Consider the following 18,852-nt stretch of genomic DNA (forward strand, 5'->3'; position numbering starts at 1 on the left):
TTTGATCATCCGCCGCGCCCTAGACTCGCTCTGAAGACGAGATCGAAGCAGATCGAACGCGGGTCAAGGTCAAGGGAGCCGGAATGTCCGAAGTACTATCAGCGAGGGCGGTGCCGCACGCGAGCCTGCCCGTCATCGACGTGTCGGGCCTTGCCCGCGTGGATCCGCGGCAACGCGCTGCGCTTGGCGCGGCGCTGCACGCCGCGTGTATCGACAAAGGCTTTTTCTACATCGCGAATCATGGCGTGGACGCGGCGCTGATCGAGGCGGCGCGCAGCGAAGCGGAGCGTTTCTTCGCGCTCGACGAGGCGGAGAAGCGTCAGCTCGACAAGGCGAAGTCGTTCTGCAACCGCGGCTACGAACCTCTGCGCGGCCAGGTGCTGGAGGCCGGCACGCCGCCCGATCTGAAGGAAGGCTTTTATATCGGCAATGAATTGCCGCTCGATCACCCGCGCGTCGTCGCTCGCGCGTTCAACTGCGGGCCGAACCAGTGGCCGACAGCCCAGGCCGGTTTTCGTCCGGCGATGGAAGCCTATTTCGATGCGCTGTTCGACCTGGCCAAACGTCTGACGCGCGGCCTCGCGTTGTCGCTCGATTTGCCGGAAGGCCATTTCGATGCGTTCTGCAACGACGCGATGGGCACGCTGCGCCTGCTGCACTATCCGCCGCAACCGCCGCACGCGCTGCCCGAGCAGAAGGGCTGCGGCGCGCATACCGATTTCGGCTGCCTGACTCTGCTCTGGCAGGACAGCAACGGCGGCTTGCAGGTGCAGGATAGCGACGGCGGCTGGATTCACGTGCCGCCGCTGCCCGGCACCTTCGTCGTGAATCTCGGCGATCTGATCGCGCGCTGGACCAATGACCGCTATCGCTCCACGCTGCATCGCGTGGTCAACGCATCGGGTCGCGAGCGCTATTCGATGCCGTTCTTCTTCACCGGCCGGCCCGACTACGTGGTGAACTGCCTGCCCGGCTGTTGCGCGCCCGGCGAGTTGCCGGCGTATGCGCCGATCACCGTCGCCGGTCATCTCGAAGCGTGCTACCGGAGGACTTACGGATGAGTCCCGCCGCTCGCACGGCGCGCGCGGCGGGCATGCTGCTGATCCACGGCGCGTGGCAGGGCAGTTGGGCGTGGGACGCCTGGCTGCCGGAGATGGCCGCGCGCGGCTGGGCGTGCCGCGCCGTCGATCTGCCCGGCAACGGCGCGCAGCCGGCGCGCGATGCCGGCCTCGACGTCACGCTGCAACGCTATGTCGATGCGCTGCGCGAAGCGCTGGATGCCTTCGCCGGTCCAGTCGTCGTAGTTGCGCATAGCGGCGCGGGCGTGCCCGCTTCGCAACTGGCCGAAGCATGCCCGGAGCGGGTCGCGTGCATCGTGTACGTGGCGGGCATGATGCTGCCTTCCGCGATGGGCTATGCGGAGCTGGTCGAGGCGAGCGCGGCCGAAGTGCCTGGGGCCGCCGGCATCGCGCCGTATCTGCAGTGGAGCGATGATCGCGCGACCACGGTCGTGCCGCCCGCCGCCGCGCTCGAGATTTTCCTGCATGATTGCCCGCCCGACGCCGCGCGCGAGGCAGCCGCCCGGCTGACGCCGCAACGGGAAAGCGGCCGCACGCTGGTCGCCTCGCTCAGCGCCGCGCGCTTCGGCCAGGTGCCGCGCATCTATGTCGAAGCGCTGCGGGACCGCTCGGTGCTGCTGCCTTTGCAGCGCAGGATGCAGGCGCTGGTGCCCGGCGCGATAGTGCGCTCCATCGATTGCGGTCACGTACCCCAACTCGCGCGTCCCGGCGAACTCGCCTCGCTGGTGTGCGATGCGCTTGCCGGCATCGGCATCACGGCCACCAACGATACATCCGCTTCGCCAACCGGCCCGGCTTCCAGCCTGTCCGCCGTCTCCGATTTGCGCACCACGCCCACTACGCTCACCACCGGAACCTCGTCATGACCCGACTCTCCCGCCTCGGCCGGCTTTTTCCCGCGCGCTTATCGTCGCATGGCAGCGCGTGCCTATCCGCACGCTTCGTGCAACGTGCGGGCAGGGCGTTCCTTGCAGGCTCGCTCGGCGCGCTCCTGACCTTGAGCAGTGCCGCTCACGCCGCCAGCAATGCGCCGCTCGACGTCTCCATCGTGTATCTCGGCAATCCGGGCGATGCGGGCTGGACGCATGCGCATGATCTCGGCATCGGCGTCGCCGAAAAACAGCTTGGCTCGGAGATCAAGGTGACGCGTATCGAAGACGTCCCCGAAAACGCCGATGCGGCCCGCGTGTTCCGCGACCGCGCGGCGAAGGGCGACAAGATCGTGATCGGCACGTCGTTCGGCTACATGGACTCGATGATGAAGGTCGCGCGCGACTATCCTGACACGGTGTTCCTGCATTGCTCCGGCTACAAGAGCGCGCCGAATCTCGGCAACTTCAACGGCAAGGTTTACGAGTCGGCGTACCTCGCGGGCGTCGTCGCTGGTTATGTGTCGAAGTCGCACACGCTCGGTTTTGTCGGCTCGGTGCCGATTCCGGAAGTGGTGCGCAATATCGACGCGTTTGCGCTCGGCGCCCGCTCCGTGGCGCCGCAGACCACCGTCAAGGTGGTGTGGATCAATAGCTGGTTCGATCCTGGCAAGGAACGCCAGGCGGCGGAGACGCTGGTCGGCCTCGGCGCCGATGTGCTGCTCCAGAACACCGATTCGACCGCGACAATGGCGGTCGCCGAGCAGCATAAGATTCACGCGTTCGGCTGGGACTCGGACATGAGCCACTGGGGCCCACATGCGCATCTCGGTTCGGTCGCTTATGACTGGGGCATCTACTACAGCAAGGTGATCGACGAAGTGAAGCGCGGCACGTGGACCAACAAGCCGGTGTACTGGGGCGTGAAGGAAGGGATCACCGATCTGGTGAATGTGAACACGACGGCTGTGCCCGCGAATGCGCAGCGCGCGCTCGCGGAGAAGCGCGCCGCGCTGGTCGCCGGCCGGCTCGATCCGTTCGCCGGCCCGCTGAAGGACCAGAGCGGCAAGCTGCGCGTCGCCGCCGGTTCGGTGCTGTCCGCGGACGATACGAACCGGATAGACTGGTTCGTCGACGGTGTGCAGGGCAGCGTCGCGAAATGACGGAGCGGTGGCTATGAGCACGGCACAGGTGCGGAATCCGCACAACGAAGCGACGAACGGCGCGGCGGACCACGCAAGCAGCGATGCGGTGGTCTGGAACGACTGGCATCCGGTCTCAGCGCTGGAAGCGCTGGATGCGCTCGTCGCGGCGGCTTCGTCCGGCGGCGCGCCGGCGCAGGCCGCGACGGCCACCACTGCCACGCGACTCCTCGGTGTGGATCTCGGCGTGGCCGTGACGCGCGTCGTCGCGGCGGCCCGCGCGTCGCACCGTTACCGCGCGTGGCGGCTCGATACGCAGGCCGAGTGTCATGTGCAGGCGCGCTATGGCGTGTTGTGGGTGTGCGTCGGCGAGCCGCGCCGCGATCTGCTCGCGATTCCCGAAGCCGCTGAGCCTGATCGCCGTCTGCTGCATGCGGGCGCGTTTCGCGTGCACGTCAGCGGCTTGCGGGCGATCGAAAACTTCCTCGACATGGGGCATTTCCCGTTCGTGCATACCGGGTATCTGGGCGTCGAGCCGTACACCGAGGTCGCCCCGTACCGGGTCCAGCGCGACGAACTCAACGACGAGCTGTACGCATACGACTGCCGCTTTTATCAGCCGCGTGCGGCGGTGACCGCGGACGCCGGGCTCGACGTTCAGTATGTGTACCGCGTCGCGCGTCCGTACAGCGCGATTCTCTACAAGACCTGTCCGCCGCAGCCCGAGCGCTTCGACGTGATCGCGCTGTTCGTGCAACCGGTCGACGAGGACTGGTGCGTCGCGCACACGGTGATGAGCTATCTCGACGACGCGAGCCGCGACGACGAATTGCGCGGCTTTCAGCAAACCATCTTCGCGCAGGACATCAAGATCCTCGTCAATCAGGTGCCGAAGCGCCTGCCGCTCGGCACCGGAGCCGAACATCCCGTGCGCGCCGATGCGATGTCGGTCGCGTACCGGCGTTGGCTGGCGGCTCAGCGGATCACCTACGGAACCAGCCATGGCCGATAAAGACAGCAGCGCCTTCACCTGGTTTGCGCTGTGCGACGTCGATCAACTCGGCGAACGCGCGATCTATCACACCGAACTGCACGGCAACGAACTCGTCGTGTGGCGCGCCGAAGACGGCGTCGTGAACGTGTGGGAGAACCGTTGTCCGCATCGCGGCGTGCGCTTGTCGATTGGCCATCATCGCGGCGATGCGTTGCAATGCCAGTATCACGGCTGGCAATTCGGCTCGGGCGACGGCGGCTGCCGCTTCGTGCCCGCGCATCCCGACGGCGCTGCGCCGCCGGTCGCGGTGAAGACATGGCCGGTGCAGGTGCGTGATGGCTTCGTGTGGACGTGTCTCGCGCAGTCGGACGAGGCGCCGCCATTCGTGCCGCTCGACGAACTCGAAGACGACCGGCAGCAGGTCCGCTTGCGCACCGTCGCGATCGATGCCTGCGCCGACGACGTGCAGCGCGCGCTGAGCGCATATTGCTTCGACCATGCGGACTTCGACGCATGGCGTACCACCGACTGCGTCGCGTTCGATCTCGGCGCACACGCGGTATTGATCGAACAGCTGGACGACGCAGCGCAACGCGTGGTGTTTCTGATGCAGCCCGCGCGCGCAGGGCGCACGTATCTGCACGGAATCGCGCTCGGCGCGTTCGCGGGGGAAGAGCGGCTGGCTGTTCAGCGACATCATCAGCAGCGGCTCAACGCGTTGCGCGATGCGCTGGAACAGCAAGCCGCACGTGATGAGCATTTATCGTGCGATCGCTTCGCGGACCAGCCGCCACCTGTTATGCCGCATGCGCAGCCGTCCACGCAAGCGGTGTTTCTATCGCCCGCGATGGCCAGAGCCGTTTCCGCCGAAGCGGCTTGCGCGTCCGGCACCATTGACCACGCCGACGAGCACGCATTCACAGTTCATCTGGCGCGCAGCGACCGCACGCTGAGTGTGCCCGCAGGCGTTAGCTTGCTGCAGACTTTGCGCGAGCATCGTATCGACGTGCCGACTTCGTGCGAGCAAGGCGTATGCGGCACGTGCCGCACGCGCGTGCTCGACGGCACGCCGCTACATCGCGACGTTTTTCTGACGCCGCAGGAACGCGCGGCGGGGGACTGCATGATGGTGTGCGTGTCGCGCGCGTGCGGCGCGGCGCTGACTCTGGATCTGTGAGGCCGCGATGCTCAAACTCTACGACGACGAATTGTGCGGAGAAAGCTACAAGGTGCGTCTGATGCTGGGTCTACTCGACGTCAGTTACGAACGAATCCACGTTGAGCTTTATCCGTCGAAGCAGAACGGCACGCCGCGTTTTCTCGCCCTGAATCCACTTGGTACGCTGCCCGTACTCGATGCGGACGGCGCGTTGCTGCGCGGCGCGCACGCAATTCTGGTGTATCTCGCGCGTCGCTACGGCGCGAATGAAGACGTGGCTGAAAAAGATCGCGCACATTGGCTGCCAGCCGATGATCCCTTGCAACTTGCGCAAGTGCAAAGCTGGCTCGATTTCGCCAGCCAGTTGTGCGGTGTGGTGTTGCCGCTGCGCTCGCAAGTGCTGCATGGTGAGCCGCAGCCCGTTCATGCGTCGAGGCACGCGGCGAAGAAGCTGCTGCGCTCTCTCGATGAGACGTGCTGGTTCAACGAAGCGGCTGGCGTGCCCTTCGTCTGCGCGACGCGGAAGCCGACCATCGCCGATATCGCGTGCTTCGTGCCGGTTGCGCTGCTCGACGAAGCGCAGATCGAGTCGATCGACTATCCGGCGCTTGGACGCTGGATGGTTCGACTCAGACGGCTGGAAGGTTTTACGACGATGGCCGGTGTGTACGCGGCCATCTGAGTGACCACCCAAACGACGTCATGTTTGCCGCGTCATCTCACGTGGCCGGCTGCTGCGCGGCGAAAGAAAGTGCGAAGGCGTCGGAGGGCGCTGCCACGTTAAGCGTTTGAACACAATCGCGGAGAGGACGCGCATTTGCTCAGACAGCGGACGGGCCTCGGGCAATCTCACTGAAGCGATGCCGGGCGTCGAAGCGTGCGGCCAGTTGTTTCCGATAGAGCGAGGTGCGCAGTCGATGTCGCCTGAGCGTGACCATTCCGGTACTGCGATCTGAAAAAACAATCAAGGGCTTTTACTTCGATAGATGCAGCTTCTTCGATAGCACGATACCTCGCTGCGGGCTCACCAGCCAGATGGCGTGAATGTTCGTGTACAGCGTCGAGGTTCTTGTTGTGATGTCGGTGGGCTCGTCGTTGCTGGGATCGCTGTGTTCGCGTCGGTCGGTCAGGTAGGGCGGCGCCATGATACACATCAGCACAATCGCGAAGTCTCCATTCGCTTTGTCGAACGCCGCCTGCGAGAGTGTGATGCGTCCGTGAACCCTGGTTTTGCTCAGTTTGCCGGACTTGAGTTCAATCAAATCGATATGTTGGATGTACCCCTTGGCCTTCGCCTCAGGCGCCACCACAAGCCCTCGACCGCGTGGTCCGGTGATGGTCTTCCTGAGCAGGATCACTCCCGGATTGTCCTCATCAGATAGATCTATGTTGACCGTCAGCAAGTGCGTCTTTGACTGATATCGTATTCCGTAGGGCGCCGGTACGACGAAAGCGAGGTCGCGGTCAAGACTGGCTTTCGGCAAGTCGGGACCGCCTGGCGCCTTAAGGACAGGGGCGTGGACCAGGTTTCTGATGCGATCGCTCAGCGAAGGAGAGTCGGCATGGAAGCTGTGCTCCGCCAAAGCGTCTCTGATGGCAACCGGGTCGTCGCCCACGAAAGGCCGAGTCGAGAGGATATCTGCAGAGGCAGACGTTTCAGGCTCATGCGCATGGGTAACTGTGGCTAAGTCTGCCGACGTCCCGGCGTGCGTCAGCAGCGACATGCAAAACAGGGCGCAAGCGGCGTTCGAACGGACCAACATGATTTTAAGATCAGCCACGAAAAACCCCTCCGGGATCAAGGCAGTCTATCGCTAAGCGCTGCCGCAGCGATCGCGTCTGCTCGAAGGGCAGATGTGGGTCGGCAAGACTCATACGCATCTTGGGGAAGCAGAGGTTCACCGGCACTTGCTCTTTAATGCCCGCCAGTCCGGTGGAATCGATGTTGCACCCCATCCAACCCCATCTTCACTCCCTGTCGAGCCCATTATGCCCGTCGTTCCGTTCTGTCGCCCGGCGAGCGAGACAGCCCGTTTGCGTTTCCCGGACGGCCATGACGACGTCATCCGCCACTACACCTTCAGCGAACCGGACCTGTCGCTGATCCGGCAGCGTAGAAGCGCTGAAACCGTCTGGGATTTGCCGTACAGCTCTGCTACATGCGCTATCCCCGAGTAACCTTGGTCGCTGGCGAAACGCCCCGGCCGGCGCTGCTGCAGTTCGTTGCCGGACAACTGGGCGTCGCGCCCACACTCTGGAAAGAGTACGGGCAGCGGGATCAGGCAACAGGGACGCATAGGTGTCGTAGTGCGACACGAGCAATCAAGCATCGTCATTCCCGCGCCGGTTCCAAAGTGACATTTTTTGACACACCTTTCCAACAGATTTGAGGTCGCGATCTCTGTACATTCTCTTCTCGGCGCGCGATACACCTCGTGTGCAATCTGTAAAGGAAGATGCTCATGAAAACTCGAAGGTTTGCCTTGCTGGTGGGCGGGGCTTTGCTCACATCCATGAGTGCTTCGGCATTCGCCGGCGTGGTCGTCGGTGTGGGCGTGCCGGCTCCCGTCGTCGTCGTTCCTGCGGCACCTGTCTATGCGCCGCCGACCGTGGTCGTGCAAAATGGTTACGCAGCAGCCGTGCCACCGGCAGTCGCGCCGGTTGTGACGGTTGCGCCAGCGCCCCGACCTCCCATGGCGGTCGTCGTCATGCCACGTCGTCCTGTGATTGTGGTTAGGGGGCCGCGTCGCATGTGGATGCCCGGTCACTGGGTAGGTGGTGTCTGGGTGGCCGGTCACTGGTTGTGAAATGTCTGCGCCGTACCTGTCTCGTGCGACACATCACCCCCGTCCGTCAAAGCAGCCAAGCAATGTCGCACATCACTTCGGCGCGAGGACTGCTCGTCGGGGTCTGCGGGTTGCCGACTTTGTGCTGCTGGTCGTCCTGAGTGCACTTGCGCTCGGAGGGTACATCAGCCTGAGTGGACGTGCACCGAAACGACTATCCCCCGCCGTGATACCTTCACGATCGTTCAATAGCCTGGCATCGCAGTGCACAGTGCCGTCTGCGGCACTAATGGACCTGGCGCAACTCGCGCGACGCTATGGCAACTCGTCCGCCATCTTTCTGGACGCGCTGTACGGCATGACCGCGCAAGTGGATAAGTGCCTTTCCCAGGCAACGATGCAGGGAACCGGCCGCGGTCGCGGGACCGGTCAATCGAATGCCAAAGGCACCTGACTGTTTTATGTATCACCTGCGTAGCAGGTCATCGAGAGAGCGAGATGAAAGGAAGCGGCATGTCGGTATGGCGGGGTTCCCTTTTCGCGCGCAACGTATTGCTGTTGATTGTACTGATGCTGACAAGTCAGATCCTGGTCATTGCCGTCTATCTGAACTTTATCCAGAAGCCAAGAGTTGACGATGGGGCAGCGCTCGTGGCATCGCAGATCCGGATCCTGGACCGGCTGTTGTCAGTCCTGCCGGACGACGAGCGAAACCGGCAACTGCTTGAAATGAATCGGGCGCCCCAGAGTGAACTGCCTCCGCCGCAGGCTCACGACGGGTTGCCTCCCGACTACATGGCGCACCGCTTCTTCGGTCGACTGGCATCGGAACTTTCCCCGGACGAACAGCTTCGCTGGGAGCGCGACGGGCACCGGATCTGGGTGCGTCTACATGTGCAGGATGTGTGGTACTGGGTGGCGCTGCGTGGAACCTCGGCCATGAGCAGTACGCTGCCCTGGGCTCTGATCGGCCTGTTGTTAAGTGCGGCTACCCTTCCTGCCCTTGGGGCCTATCTGATCCACCGGCCGGTCGAACGGGCGCTGCGCCGGCTGGCGCGAGCTGCCGGCACCATCGAGCGCGGCGTTTGGCCCGAAGCGGTTCCCGTGAGCGGCCCGCGCGAGCTGGCAGCAGTGGAGGAGGCGTTCAACCGGATGGCGTCGACACTCGAAGATCTCGAAGCGACGCGCGCCGAAATGCTTGCGGGCATATCGCATGATATCCGCACGCCGCTGACCAAGCTGCGCATGGCCATCTTCGCACCGGAGTCATTCGAGGCACCGGCCGCCAGCGCGGAACGTTTTGTCGAGGAGATCGACGCGATCGTCCAGCAGTTTATCGATTTCGCCCGTGGGTGGGATAGCGAACCGGCGACGCACGGTGACCTGAACGCGCTGATCGAACAGCTCGCTGCCGACTATGCAGGTCTCGGTCGCACGTTCGAACTGTCGCTCGCGGAATTGCCCCCCGTTGCGTTCCGACCGGTAGGCATGCAGCGCCTGTTGATGAACCTGATGCAGAACGCGGTCGTGTACGGTCAGGTCGGGCTCGCAGTCCGGACTACCATGGACGCGCGAAGTTTCACGATTGTGGTTGAGGATCGGGGACCGGGCGTGCCTCAACAGCTTCTGTCGTTGATAAAGCAACCATTCAGGCGCGGCTCTGAGGCGGATCGAAAGGGCGGGAGCGGCCTCGGCCTCGCGATAGCGGAGCACGTCGCACAGCAGCATGGCGGCACGCTCGAACTCTTCCAGAATGCACCGTCCGGACTCAAGGTCGTGGTGCAAATTCCCATTTTTTAACGGGCGCTTGTCAGCGCGATGACTGCGCCGTCGCCGTAGTGTCGTAAAGACCGCGATTTAATGTGATCCTCGAGCCCCGCCCAAGGTCCGGCAGGGCAGCGTGAGCATTTGTTGAGATGGCCATTTTTCAGGTTGTGTGATGAAAAACTTTACGCGATACTTTGCAATACTAAGTACATTCATGGCCGCCGTCGCGGCTATTGGGTGGTTCCACCAGGCGCACGGTCACCGTCAGACGGCTGTCGTATCCGATCCGATCCCCGTGAGCGCGGTTGCGGCTTCGGTTACCGATGTTCCCGTCTACATCGATTCGCTCGGCACCGTGACACCGACACGTACCGTCACGGTCGTCACGCAGGTCAACGGGATACTGCGTTCCGTCGATTTCAGCGAGGGGCAGACGGTCAGGAAAGGACAGGTGATTGCACGCATCGATTCGCGGGCGCTCGACGCGCAGTTGCTGCAGGCACAGGGTACGCTGCGCCATGACCAGGCTGTACTCGCAAACGCGAAACTGGACCTGCAACGTTATCAGCAGCTGATCAAAGCGGGCTCGATTACGCAGCAGACGCTCGATACGCAAATTGCTACCGTCCAGGAGGACGAAGGCACCGTGCTGGCGGACACGGGCAGCGTGAACAATCTGCAGGTTCAGGTCGGCTATTGCACCATCACGTCTCCCGTGGACGGCGTCGTGGGTCTGCGCCTGGTCGACCCCGGCAACTACGTGAGCAGCACCAGCACGACCGGTATCGCGGTCATCACGCAGATGCAGCCGGCAACCGTGATCTACTCGGTGCCGGAAGACGACCTGGGACGGATCCGGCGAGCGATGTCGCACGGGGAGGTTCAGGTGCTGGCCTACGACCGTGACGGCAAATCGTTGCTCGCCAAGGGCTCGCTGCTTGCGGTCGACAACCTCGTCAATACGAGCGCCGGCACGATCAACGTCAAGGCCGTCTTCCCCGACTCCGGCAGCGCGTTGTTCCCAAACGAATTCGTGAATGTCCGCATGCAGGTCGACACGCTGCGCCGGATTCCGGTCGTGCCGACTACGGCAATCCAGCATGGCGCGAACGGCGATTTCGTTTTCGTGATCGGCGGCGCAGGCGCAGTGGTATTGCGCAACGTGAAGACCGGGCCGGTAAAAGGCGACGACACGGCGATTCTCGATGGCGGTGTGAAGGCAGGGGAGCGGGTCGCGACCGACGGTGCAGACAGGCTTGATACCGGCTCGCTCGTGAAAGTCGTGGCGCACTGAGCGGAGCTGACGATGAACGCTTCACGAATCTTTATCGAGCGGCCTATTGCGACCGCGCTGTTGATGATCGCGTTGTTTCTGGCCGGGGTGCTGGGATACATCCTGCTGCCTGTTTCCGCGCTACCCGAAATCGACTATCCGACGATCCAGGTCTACACGCAGTATCCCGGCGCAAGCCCGGATGTGATCAGCTCGTCGATCACCTCGCCGCTCGAAAGACAGCTCGGCCAGATGTCGGGTCTGAAGGCGATGAACTCGACGAGTTCGAACGGCACGTCGGTGATCACGTTGCAGTTCGATCTGTCGTTCTCGCTCGACGTCGCCGAGCAGGAAGTGCAGGCCGCGATCAATGCGTCGTCGAGCTTTCTGCCCGCTAATCTGCCGTATCCGCCTGTCTACAGCAAGGTCAACCCTGCCGACGCCCCGGTGCTCACGCTGTCGCTGACATCCGACGTGCTGCCGCTGACGAAGATCGAGGACCTGGCCGATACCCGGCTTGCGCAGAGGATCTCGCAGATTTCAGGCGTGGGCCTGGTCACGATCAGCGGCGGTCAGCGGCCGGCCGTGCGCGTGCAGACCGATACCGGCGCGCTCAACGCACTCGGCATGTCGATCGACGACGTGCGTACCGCGCTCGGTAGTGCCAACGTTGACCAGGCGAAGGGCAGTCTCGACGGAAAATACCAGTCGTACTCGATCGGCGCGAACGACCAGCTGCAATCGGCGGCGGACTATCGCGACCTGATCATCGCGTACCGGCAAGGCGCACCGGTTCGGCTGGCGCAGATCGCCAGATCGATCGACAGCGCCGAGAATTTGCAACAGGCGGCGTGGACCAACAGCACGCCGTCTATCGTGCTGAACATCCAGCGGCAGCCGGGCGCCAACGTGATCGATGTAGTCGATAGCGTGCAGAAGCTGTTGCCGCAACTGCGGGCGAGCTTGCCCGCATCGGTGAAGGTGGCCGTGCTGACTGATCGCACAAAGACGATCCGCGCGTCGGTTGCCGACGTCGAAACGGAGTTGGCAATCGCCGTGGCACTCGTCGTGATGGTGATCTTCGTCTTCCTGCGCAATGTGCCCGCTACCGTGATTCCCGCAGTCACCGTGCCGCTTTCGCTGGCCGGCACACTCGCGCTCGCGTACGGCCTCGGCTTTTCGCTCAATAACCTCACGTTGATGTCGTTGACCGTCGCGACAGGCTTTGTCGTCGACGACGCGATCGTCATGATCGAGAACATTACGCGCTACATCGAGGCCGGGCAAACGCCCCTGAGCGCCGCGATCAAGGGTGCGAAGGAGATCGGCTTTACGATCGTCTCGTTGTCCGTGTCGCTGATTGCGGTCATGATCCCGTTGCTGTTCATGGGCGACGTGGTCGGGCGCCTGTTCCGCGAGTTCGCGCTGACGCTGTCCGTTGCGATCGTCCTGTCGGCGTTGGTGTCGCTGACGCTTACGCCGATGATGTGTTCGCGCATGTTAAAAGCGCAGCGACACTCGCATCGGGTCGATTTCTTCGACCGTCTCAACAGCAGGTACATACGCGGTCTCGACTGGGTGTTGTCGCATCGGCGCCTGACGATCGCATCGGTGGTGTTGACGGCCACGCTGACGTTCGTCGTGCTGATGCTGATGCCGAAGGGTTTCTTTCCCGAGCAGGACACAGGTCTGATCGAAGGTGTCGTGCAGGCCGCACCGACCATTTCGTTCCAGCGCATGATCGGCCAACAGCAGCAGGTCGTCGACCGGATCGCACGCGATCCGGCAGTCGCAAGTCTCTCGTCGTTTGTCGGCATCGACCAGACGAGACCGACGATCAATCAGGGCACGCTGTTGATCAATCTGAAGGACAAGGGCGAGCGAGCGCGCATCGACGAGGTGATCCACCGCCTGACCGATGACACCGCGGGCCTCGCGGGCGTGCGCCTGTTTCTGCATCCGGTGCAGGATCTGACGCTCGACGACACCGTCTCAACGACGAGCTATCGTCTCGGCGTACAGTCGACCGATCCGGCGCTGCTTACTCGCTGGACTGGCGAGTTGGTTGGCGCGTTGCGCGGCGATCCGGCGTTTGCCGACGTGCAGAGCGAGGCGATGCAGTCAGGCAATCAGGTGCAACTCACGTTCGACCGCGATACCGCGTCGCGCCTTGGCATCACGCCGCAGGCGATCGACGACGTGCTGTACGACGCGTTTGGTCAGCGCCAGGTGTCGACGATCTACACGCAGCTGAACCAGTATCACGTGGTGCTGGTCGCGAGAAACAACGCCGACGACCTTGCGCATCTGCTTTCAGGACTCTATGTCGATACGTCGTCGGGCAGCCTCGCGCCGCTCGCGTCGATGGCGACGATGAAGGTAATGCCCGCGGCGCTGAGGATCGATCGCAAGGGCCAGTTCCCGTATGCGGACGTGTCATTCAATCTGGCTCCCGGATACAGCCTCGGCACTGCGATCGCCCATCTTGAGCGGGTCAAGGAGCACATAGGGTTGCCGCAGTCCGTCCAGGTGTCGCTGGAGGGATCGGCCGCGACCTTTCAGTCGTCGCTGGCGAGCGAAGGGTATCTGGTCGCCGCTGCCGTGATCGTGGTCTATCTGATGCTCGGCATCCTGTACGAGAGCTTCATTCATCCCGTCACGATCCTGTCCACGCTCCCCTCGGCGGCGCTTGGCGCGCTGCTGGCGCTGCTGATGACCGGAACCCAGTTCGACATCATGGGCCTGATCGGTATCGTGCTGCTGATCGGCATCGTGATGAAGAACGCGATCATGATGATCGACTTCGCGCTGGACGGGCAGCGCAACCACGGCCTGTCCGCACACGATGCGATCCGGCGTGCGGCTGAACAGCGCTTCCGTCCCATTCTGATGACGACGATGGCGTCGCTGTTCGGCGCACTGCCGCTCGCGTTCGGCTCCGGCATGGGCTCCGAGTTGAGGCATCCACTCGGCATCGCGATTATCGGCGGCCTGTGCGTCAGCCAGTTGCTGACCTTGTTCTCGACGCCGGTGATCTATCTGGCAATGCATCGTCTGGAAAGACGCTTTGCCGCGGACGAGCCGATCGCAGCGGAGTATGTGCAATGAACCTGTCTGGCCCATTCGTCAGGCGGCCCATCGCGACGACGTTGCTGGCAGTCGCCCTTGCGCTGTTCGGTATCCTGGCATTCAGGCTGCTGCCGGTCGCGCCACTGCCTGAAATCGACTTTCCTACGATCCTGGTACAGGGGCAACTGCCCGGCGCCGACCCGACGACCGTGGCCACCTCGGTCACAACGCCGCTCGAGCGGCAGTTCGGCCATATTGCGGGTCTCGCCCAGATGACATCGGTCAGCTCGCGCGGGCAGACACAGGTCACGTTGCAGTTCGACCTGAGCCGGAATATCGACGGCGCGGCACGCGACGTGCAGGCCGCGATCAACGCGGCGAAAACCAACCTGTCGCCCAACATGGACGGCAGCCCGACGTATCGCAAGGTCAATCCCGCGGATTCGCCCATCCTGGTGATCAGTCTGACCTCCGACACGGCCACGCCGGCCCAGCTTTACGACGCGGCGTCGACGGTGCTGCAACAGAAGCTGATGCAGACAACCGGCGTGGGCAACGTGGTGGTGGGCGGCGCGGCGTTGCCGGCGGTGCGGGTTGAACTGAATCCAGAGCGGGTGAGCCACTACGGCATCAGTCTGGAGCAGATCCGCAGCACGATCGGGAAGGCGAATGTCGATTTGCCCAAGGGATCGATGTCGGCGAGCGGGCAGAACTATTCGATCGGCGCGAACGACATGCTGTATTCGCCCGCCGACTACGGACGGCTGATCGTCAGGCAGAACAACGGCAACATCGTGCGTGTGTCGGACCTCGGCTATGTACGTCAGGATGTCGAGAAGTTGGAGAACTACGGCCTGTCGAACGGCAAGCCGGCCGTGTTGCTGGTCCTCTATAAGCAACCGGGCGCGAACGTGATCGACGCCGTCGACAACGTGAAGGCCGAACTGCCGGCACTCGAAGCGGCGATCCCGTCGACCATCAAGCTGGCGATTTCGGTGGACCGCACGAAGACGATTCGCGGCTCGCTGCTCGACGTCGAAATCACCCTGCTTGTATCCATCGTGCTCGTAACGGCCGTCACGTTCGCGTTCTTCCGCAGCTGGCGCGCGACGCTCATTCCGGCGATCGTCGTACCGCTGTCGCTGCTGGGTACATTCGGGGTCATGTATTTCCTTGGCTACAGCCTGAACAACCTCTCGCTGATGGCCTTGACCATTTCGACCGGTTTCGTGGTCGACGATGCAATCGTTGTCGTCGAAAACATCATGCGGCATCTGGCGCGCGGCAAGAAGCCCATCGAGGCGGCACTGGCAGGCGCGCAGGAAGTGGGCTTCACGGTGTTTTCGATCAGTATTTCGCTGATCGCGGTGTTCGTCCCGCTGCTGTTCATGGGTGGCCTGATGGGCCGGCTGCTGCGTGAGTTCTCGGTGTCGCTTTCCGTTGCGATCGTCATGTCGATGCTGATTTCGCTCACGGTCACGCCGATGCTGACGAGCATTTTCCTGCGCGCAGGACCGCAAGCCGGGAACGGCGACGACCATCACGAGAGCGGATTTTCTCGCCTGTACGGCACGTCGTTGCGTTGGGTCATCCGGCATCCGCTATTGATGGGTGGCGTGACGGTGCTGGTGTTCGTGCTGAACCTCTGGCTGTTCACCGTGGTTCCGAAAGGCTTCTTCCCGGAGGAAGACACGGGGCTGCTGCTTGGCACGCTGCAGGCATCGCAAAGCATCTCCTGGCACGAGATGCAGCATCAGTTCAAGATGATCAACAAGGCGGTGCAGGAAAATCCGAACGTCGCGTTCGTGGGTGGCTTCGTGGGGGGAGCGAACGCGCTCAACAACGCGCTGCTGTTCGTCACGCTCAAGCCCCTGGGTGAGCGTCGCGCGTCGGCCGATGAGGTGATCGCTCAGGTGCGCCGACGGCTTGCCGATACGCCGGGGGCACAGCTCTATCTGCAGTCGTTGCAGGATCTCGCGGCCGGTGGCCGACAGAGCGCCGCGCAGTATCAGTACACGGTTACCGCGGACGATCAGGCGACACTCGATCAATGGGTGCCCAAGTTAGTCGCGCAGATGCGCCGGATGCCGGAGCTGGTCGACGTCAACACGGACCAGCAGGACAAGAGCACGCAGGTCAGCATCGACGTCGACCGCGATTCCGCCGCGCGAATGGGCGTGAATTTCAACGATATCGACGAGACGCTTTATGACGCGTTCGGCGAACGGCAGGTTTCGGCCATCTACGGGGCCGCGAATCAGTATCACGTCGTGATGGAGGTGGCGCCGGAATACTGGACAAGTCCTTCGGTACTGAAGGACATCCATGTTCCGGCGAGCCAGGCGCTCGCGACGAGCGGCGCATCGACGACCGCCGCCGTGGGCGCAACCGGTGCAAGCGCCGCTACGCCGTCGGCCGCGGCGCAGGCGAACGGCTCAGCGCTGGTGCCACTGGCCGCGATGGCCCGGTTTTCGACCAACCCCACCGCCATTTCGATCAATCACCAGGCTACGTTCCCGGCCATCACCATATCGTTCAACCTGCGCCCCGGTGCATCGATCGGACCCGTGACGCAGCAGATCAGTCAGGCCGTCGCTGCGCTCAGAATGCCGGCGAGCGTCTCCGGCGCGTTCGCCGGCACGGCAGCGGCGTTTCGTGAGTCGATGGCGAGCGAGCCGCTGCTGATCCTCGCCGCGCTGTTGTCGGTGTACGTCGTGCTCGGCATGCTGTACGAGAACCTGGTTCATCCTTTGACGATTCTCTCGACGCTGCCTTCGGCGGGCGTCGGCGCTTTGATCGCACTGCTGCTCACTCACACCGAGCTGTCCATCATCGCGTTGATCGGCGTGCTGATGCTGATCGGCATCGTGAAGAAGAACGCGATCATGATGATCGACTTCGCGATTGCCGAAGGGCGTCAGCATGCGCTGCCGCCGGAGGAGGCGATCGTGCGCGCGGGCCTGATCCGTTTCCGTCCGATCATGATGACGACGGTCGCCGCAATTTTCGGCGCGTTGCCGCTCGTGCTGGGCTCGGGCTATGGGTCCGAATTCCGCAAGCCGCTTGGCATCTCGATCATCGGCGGTCTGGTGTTCAGCCAGGTCATCACGCTCTATACCACCCCTGTCATCTATCTCTGGCTCGATCGGGCGTCGCAGCGGTTGCGGCGCCGAAGGAAACACGCATGAAATCGCCCATCGGATACCTGTCGGCCGTGTCGGTCGGCATGCGCTGCTGCGCCTGTGCGCTCGGCGCCACGCTTTGCCTTTCGGGCTGCGCAGTTGGCCCGGACTATCACCAGCCGGCCATAGCGATTCCAACGCAGTTCAAGGAAGCGGGCACGCAGTGGCGACTTGCGGCGCCCAACCCGCAGGCATCGCTCTCAAGCCGGTGGTGGGACGCCTACGGCGATGCCGAACTGTCCCGGCTCGTCGACGCGGCGCTGCAGTCGAATCAGTCGATTGCAGGCGCGGCGGCCGCCTATCGGCTCGCGCAGGCCACCGTCGCCGCAGACCGGGCGAGCCTGTTTCCGACGCTCGGTGTCGACGCGTCGGCCTCGCACAGCTCAAGCACAACGAACCAATACGCGAAGGCCGAGGCGAGTTGGGAAGTCGATCTGTGGGGCGGCGTGCGCCGGCAGATCGAGTCGGGCAAGGCGAACGCGCAGAGCGCGGATGCGACGCTTGCCGGCGAGCGCCTGTCGATTGCCGCGACGCTGGCGACAGACTATTTCGACATCCGCCAGCTTGATATCGACATCGACCTGTTGCGGCAGCAGGAGGCGGTCAACGGGCGGATTCTCGCGATCACGCGCGCAGCGCTGGCACAGGGGACTGCGTCGCAAGTCGATCTGCTGTATGCGCAGGACACGCAGGAGGCGGTTGTCGCGAACCTGCAAATTTCACAGACCTCGCGCGAGCAGGACGAGCACGCAATCGCGGTGCTCACGGGCGTGCCGCCGGCTTCGTTGTCGATTGCACCGCGACTCGACTATGTGTTTCGCGAGCCCGAGGTGCCATCCGTGCTGCCGTCTGCGCTGCTGGAAAGACGGCCTGACGTGGTCAGCGCGGAACGCACCGCTGCTGCTGCGAACGCGCTCATCGGGGTGGAGAAGGCCGCATTCTTTCCGGACCTCGATCTATCGGCGCAGGGTCTCGTGCAACACAACACCTTCGCGACGCTGTTCTCATTGCCCACCCGGATGTGGTCTCTCGGTCCCTCACTTGCCGCCACGCTGTTTGACGGTGGCGCCCGCGTGGCCGCCGTGCACAAGGCGCAGGCGACCTATGACGAAGACGTCGCATCTTATCGCGAAGCCGTGCTCACGGCGTTCCAGAACGTGGAAGACAGCCTGTCGTCATTGAACCATCTGCGCCAGCAGGAACACGCGTTTGCCGACATTTACCAGCGCAACCGGCAGTTGCTGGAGAGCGTCGCCGCGCAACTGACGGCCGGAACCGCGAGCGAGCAGTCCGATTTGACTCAGCAAGTGACGCTACTGACGGCCAGACAGAACCTGAACGACACGCAAGCGGCATTGGCGAAAAGCGGCGTTGGGCTGGTGAAGAACGTCGGCGGCGGCTGGACGTCGTCGAAGAGCCAGGCCCAGATCCCATGATGGCGGGCGCGCCGTTGTAACGTCGTCTGCCGATCTGCGCGGTCCAGAGTCCAGTCGCGCCCACGACCGTTTTTCAAAGTCCGCGTCTCGAACTGC

At 63.3% G+C, this 18,852-nt stretch carries 13 protein-coding genes and 1 pseudogene; 13 read left to right on the forward strand and 1 reads right to left on the reverse strand.

Features of this window, described 5'->3' with window-relative positions:
- The first annotated feature begins 83 nt into the window (after window positions 1–83).
- From HV770_RS19560 to HV770_RS19590, 6 genes are read left to right on the forward strand one after another with little or no spacing between them, the layout of a single operon-like run.
- On the forward strand, window positions 84–1,061 hold the full coding sequence (locus tag HV770_RS19560; RefSeq protein WP_175162181.1) for an isopenicillin N synthase family dioxygenase: 978 nt from the start codon (window positions 84–86) through the stop codon (window positions 1,059–1,061).
- Window positions 1,058–1,945 (forward strand): alpha/beta fold hydrolase, encoded by an 888-nt coding sequence (locus HV770_RS19565; protein ID WP_175162183.1) that lies wholly within the window; start codon window positions 1,058–1,060, stop codon window positions 1,943–1,945. The genes HV770_RS19560 and HV770_RS19565 overlap by 4 nt, the downstream gene beginning before the upstream one ends.
- Entirely contained in the window at window positions 1,942–3,111 is a 1,170-nt protein-coding gene (locus tag HV770_RS19570) for a BMP family ABC transporter substrate-binding protein (protein ID WP_175162185.1), read from the forward strand. Before HV770_RS19565 ends, HV770_RS19570 begins: the two co-directional genes overlap by 4 nt.
- A 13-nt stretch (window positions 3,112–3,124) precedes the next feature.
- Complete coding sequence (locus tag HV770_RS19575; protein ID WP_217468619.1) at window positions 3,125–4,102, forward strand: aromatic ring-hydroxylating oxygenase subunit alpha; 978 nt, start codon at window positions 3,125–3,127, stop codon at window positions 4,100–4,102.
- A complete protein-coding gene (locus tag HV770_RS38215; RefSeq protein WP_217468620.1) occupies window positions 4,092–5,261 on the forward strand; it encodes a Rieske 2Fe-2S domain-containing protein in 1,170 nt (389 codons plus the stop codon). Before HV770_RS19575 ends, HV770_RS38215 begins: the two co-directional genes overlap by 11 nt.
- 7 nt (window positions 5,262–5,268) lie before the next feature.
- Window positions 5,269–5,925: a glutathione S-transferase family protein gene (locus tag HV770_RS19590; RefSeq protein ID WP_175162186.1), complete on the forward strand. Its 657-nt coding sequence runs from the start codon at window positions 5,269–5,271 to the stop codon at window positions 5,923–5,925.
- Between the two features lie 292 nt (window positions 5,926–6,217).
- Here HV770_RS19590 and HV770_RS19595 read toward each other — a convergent pair whose 3' ends face one another.
- The gene (locus HV770_RS19595) at window positions 6,218–7,024 is read right to left on the reverse strand and encodes a hypothetical protein (protein WP_246291021.1); all 807 of its coding nucleotides are present in this window, start codon (window positions 7,022–7,024) and stop codon (window positions 6,218–6,220) included.
- 183 nt (window positions 7,025–7,207) lie between these two features.
- Between HV770_RS19595 and HV770_RS38755 the strand changes: the two are divergent.
- The 7 genes and pseudogenes from HV770_RS38755 to HV770_RS19630 form a co-directional block, all read left to right on the forward strand.
- Window positions 7,208–7,540: pseudogene (locus HV770_RS38755) on the forward strand (DUF4158 domain-containing protein); the annotation flags it as partial.
- A 778-nt stretch (window positions 7,541–8,318) separates the two neighbouring features.
- Window positions 8,319–8,483: a hypothetical protein gene (locus tag HV770_RS19605; RefSeq protein WP_175162189.1), complete on the forward strand. Its 165-nt coding sequence runs from the start codon at window positions 8,319–8,321 to the stop codon at window positions 8,481–8,483.
- Between the two features lie 44 nt (window positions 8,484–8,527).
- On the forward strand, window positions 8,528–9,829 hold the full coding sequence (locus HV770_RS19610; RefSeq protein ID WP_246291022.1) for an ATP-binding protein: 1,302 nt from the start codon (window positions 8,528–8,530) through the stop codon (window positions 9,827–9,829).
- Window positions 9,830–10,010: 181 nt separating this feature from the next.
- Window positions 10,011–11,090 (forward strand): efflux RND transporter periplasmic adaptor subunit, encoded by a 1,080-nt coding sequence (locus tag HV770_RS19615; protein ID WP_246291023.1) that lies wholly within the window; start codon window positions 10,011–10,013, stop codon window positions 11,088–11,090.
- A 12-nt stretch (window positions 11,091–11,102) separates the two neighbouring features.
- Complete coding sequence (locus HV770_RS19620) at window positions 11,103–14,177, forward strand: efflux RND transporter permease subunit (protein WP_175162190.1); 3,075 nt, start codon at window positions 11,103–11,105, stop codon at window positions 14,175–14,177.
- The gene (locus tag HV770_RS19625; protein ID WP_175162191.1) at window positions 14,174–17,326 is read left to right on the forward strand and encodes an efflux RND transporter permease subunit; all 3,153 of its coding nucleotides are present in this window, start codon (window positions 14,174–14,176) and stop codon (window positions 17,324–17,326) included. Before HV770_RS19620 ends, HV770_RS19625 begins: the two co-directional genes overlap by 4 nt.
- A complete protein-coding gene (locus HV770_RS19630) occupies window positions 17,323–18,756 on the forward strand; it encodes an efflux transporter outer membrane subunit (RefSeq protein ID WP_217468621.1) in 1,434 nt (477 codons plus the stop codon). Before HV770_RS19625 ends, HV770_RS19630 begins: the two co-directional genes overlap by 4 nt.
- Window positions 18,757–18,852 lie beyond the last annotated feature (96 nt).

The sequence above is a fragment of the Paraburkholderia fynbosensis genome (genome assembly GCF_902859935.1).
Classification (GTDB): Bacteria; Pseudomonadota; Gammaproteobacteria; order Burkholderiales; family Burkholderiaceae; genus Paraburkholderia; species Paraburkholderia fynbosensis.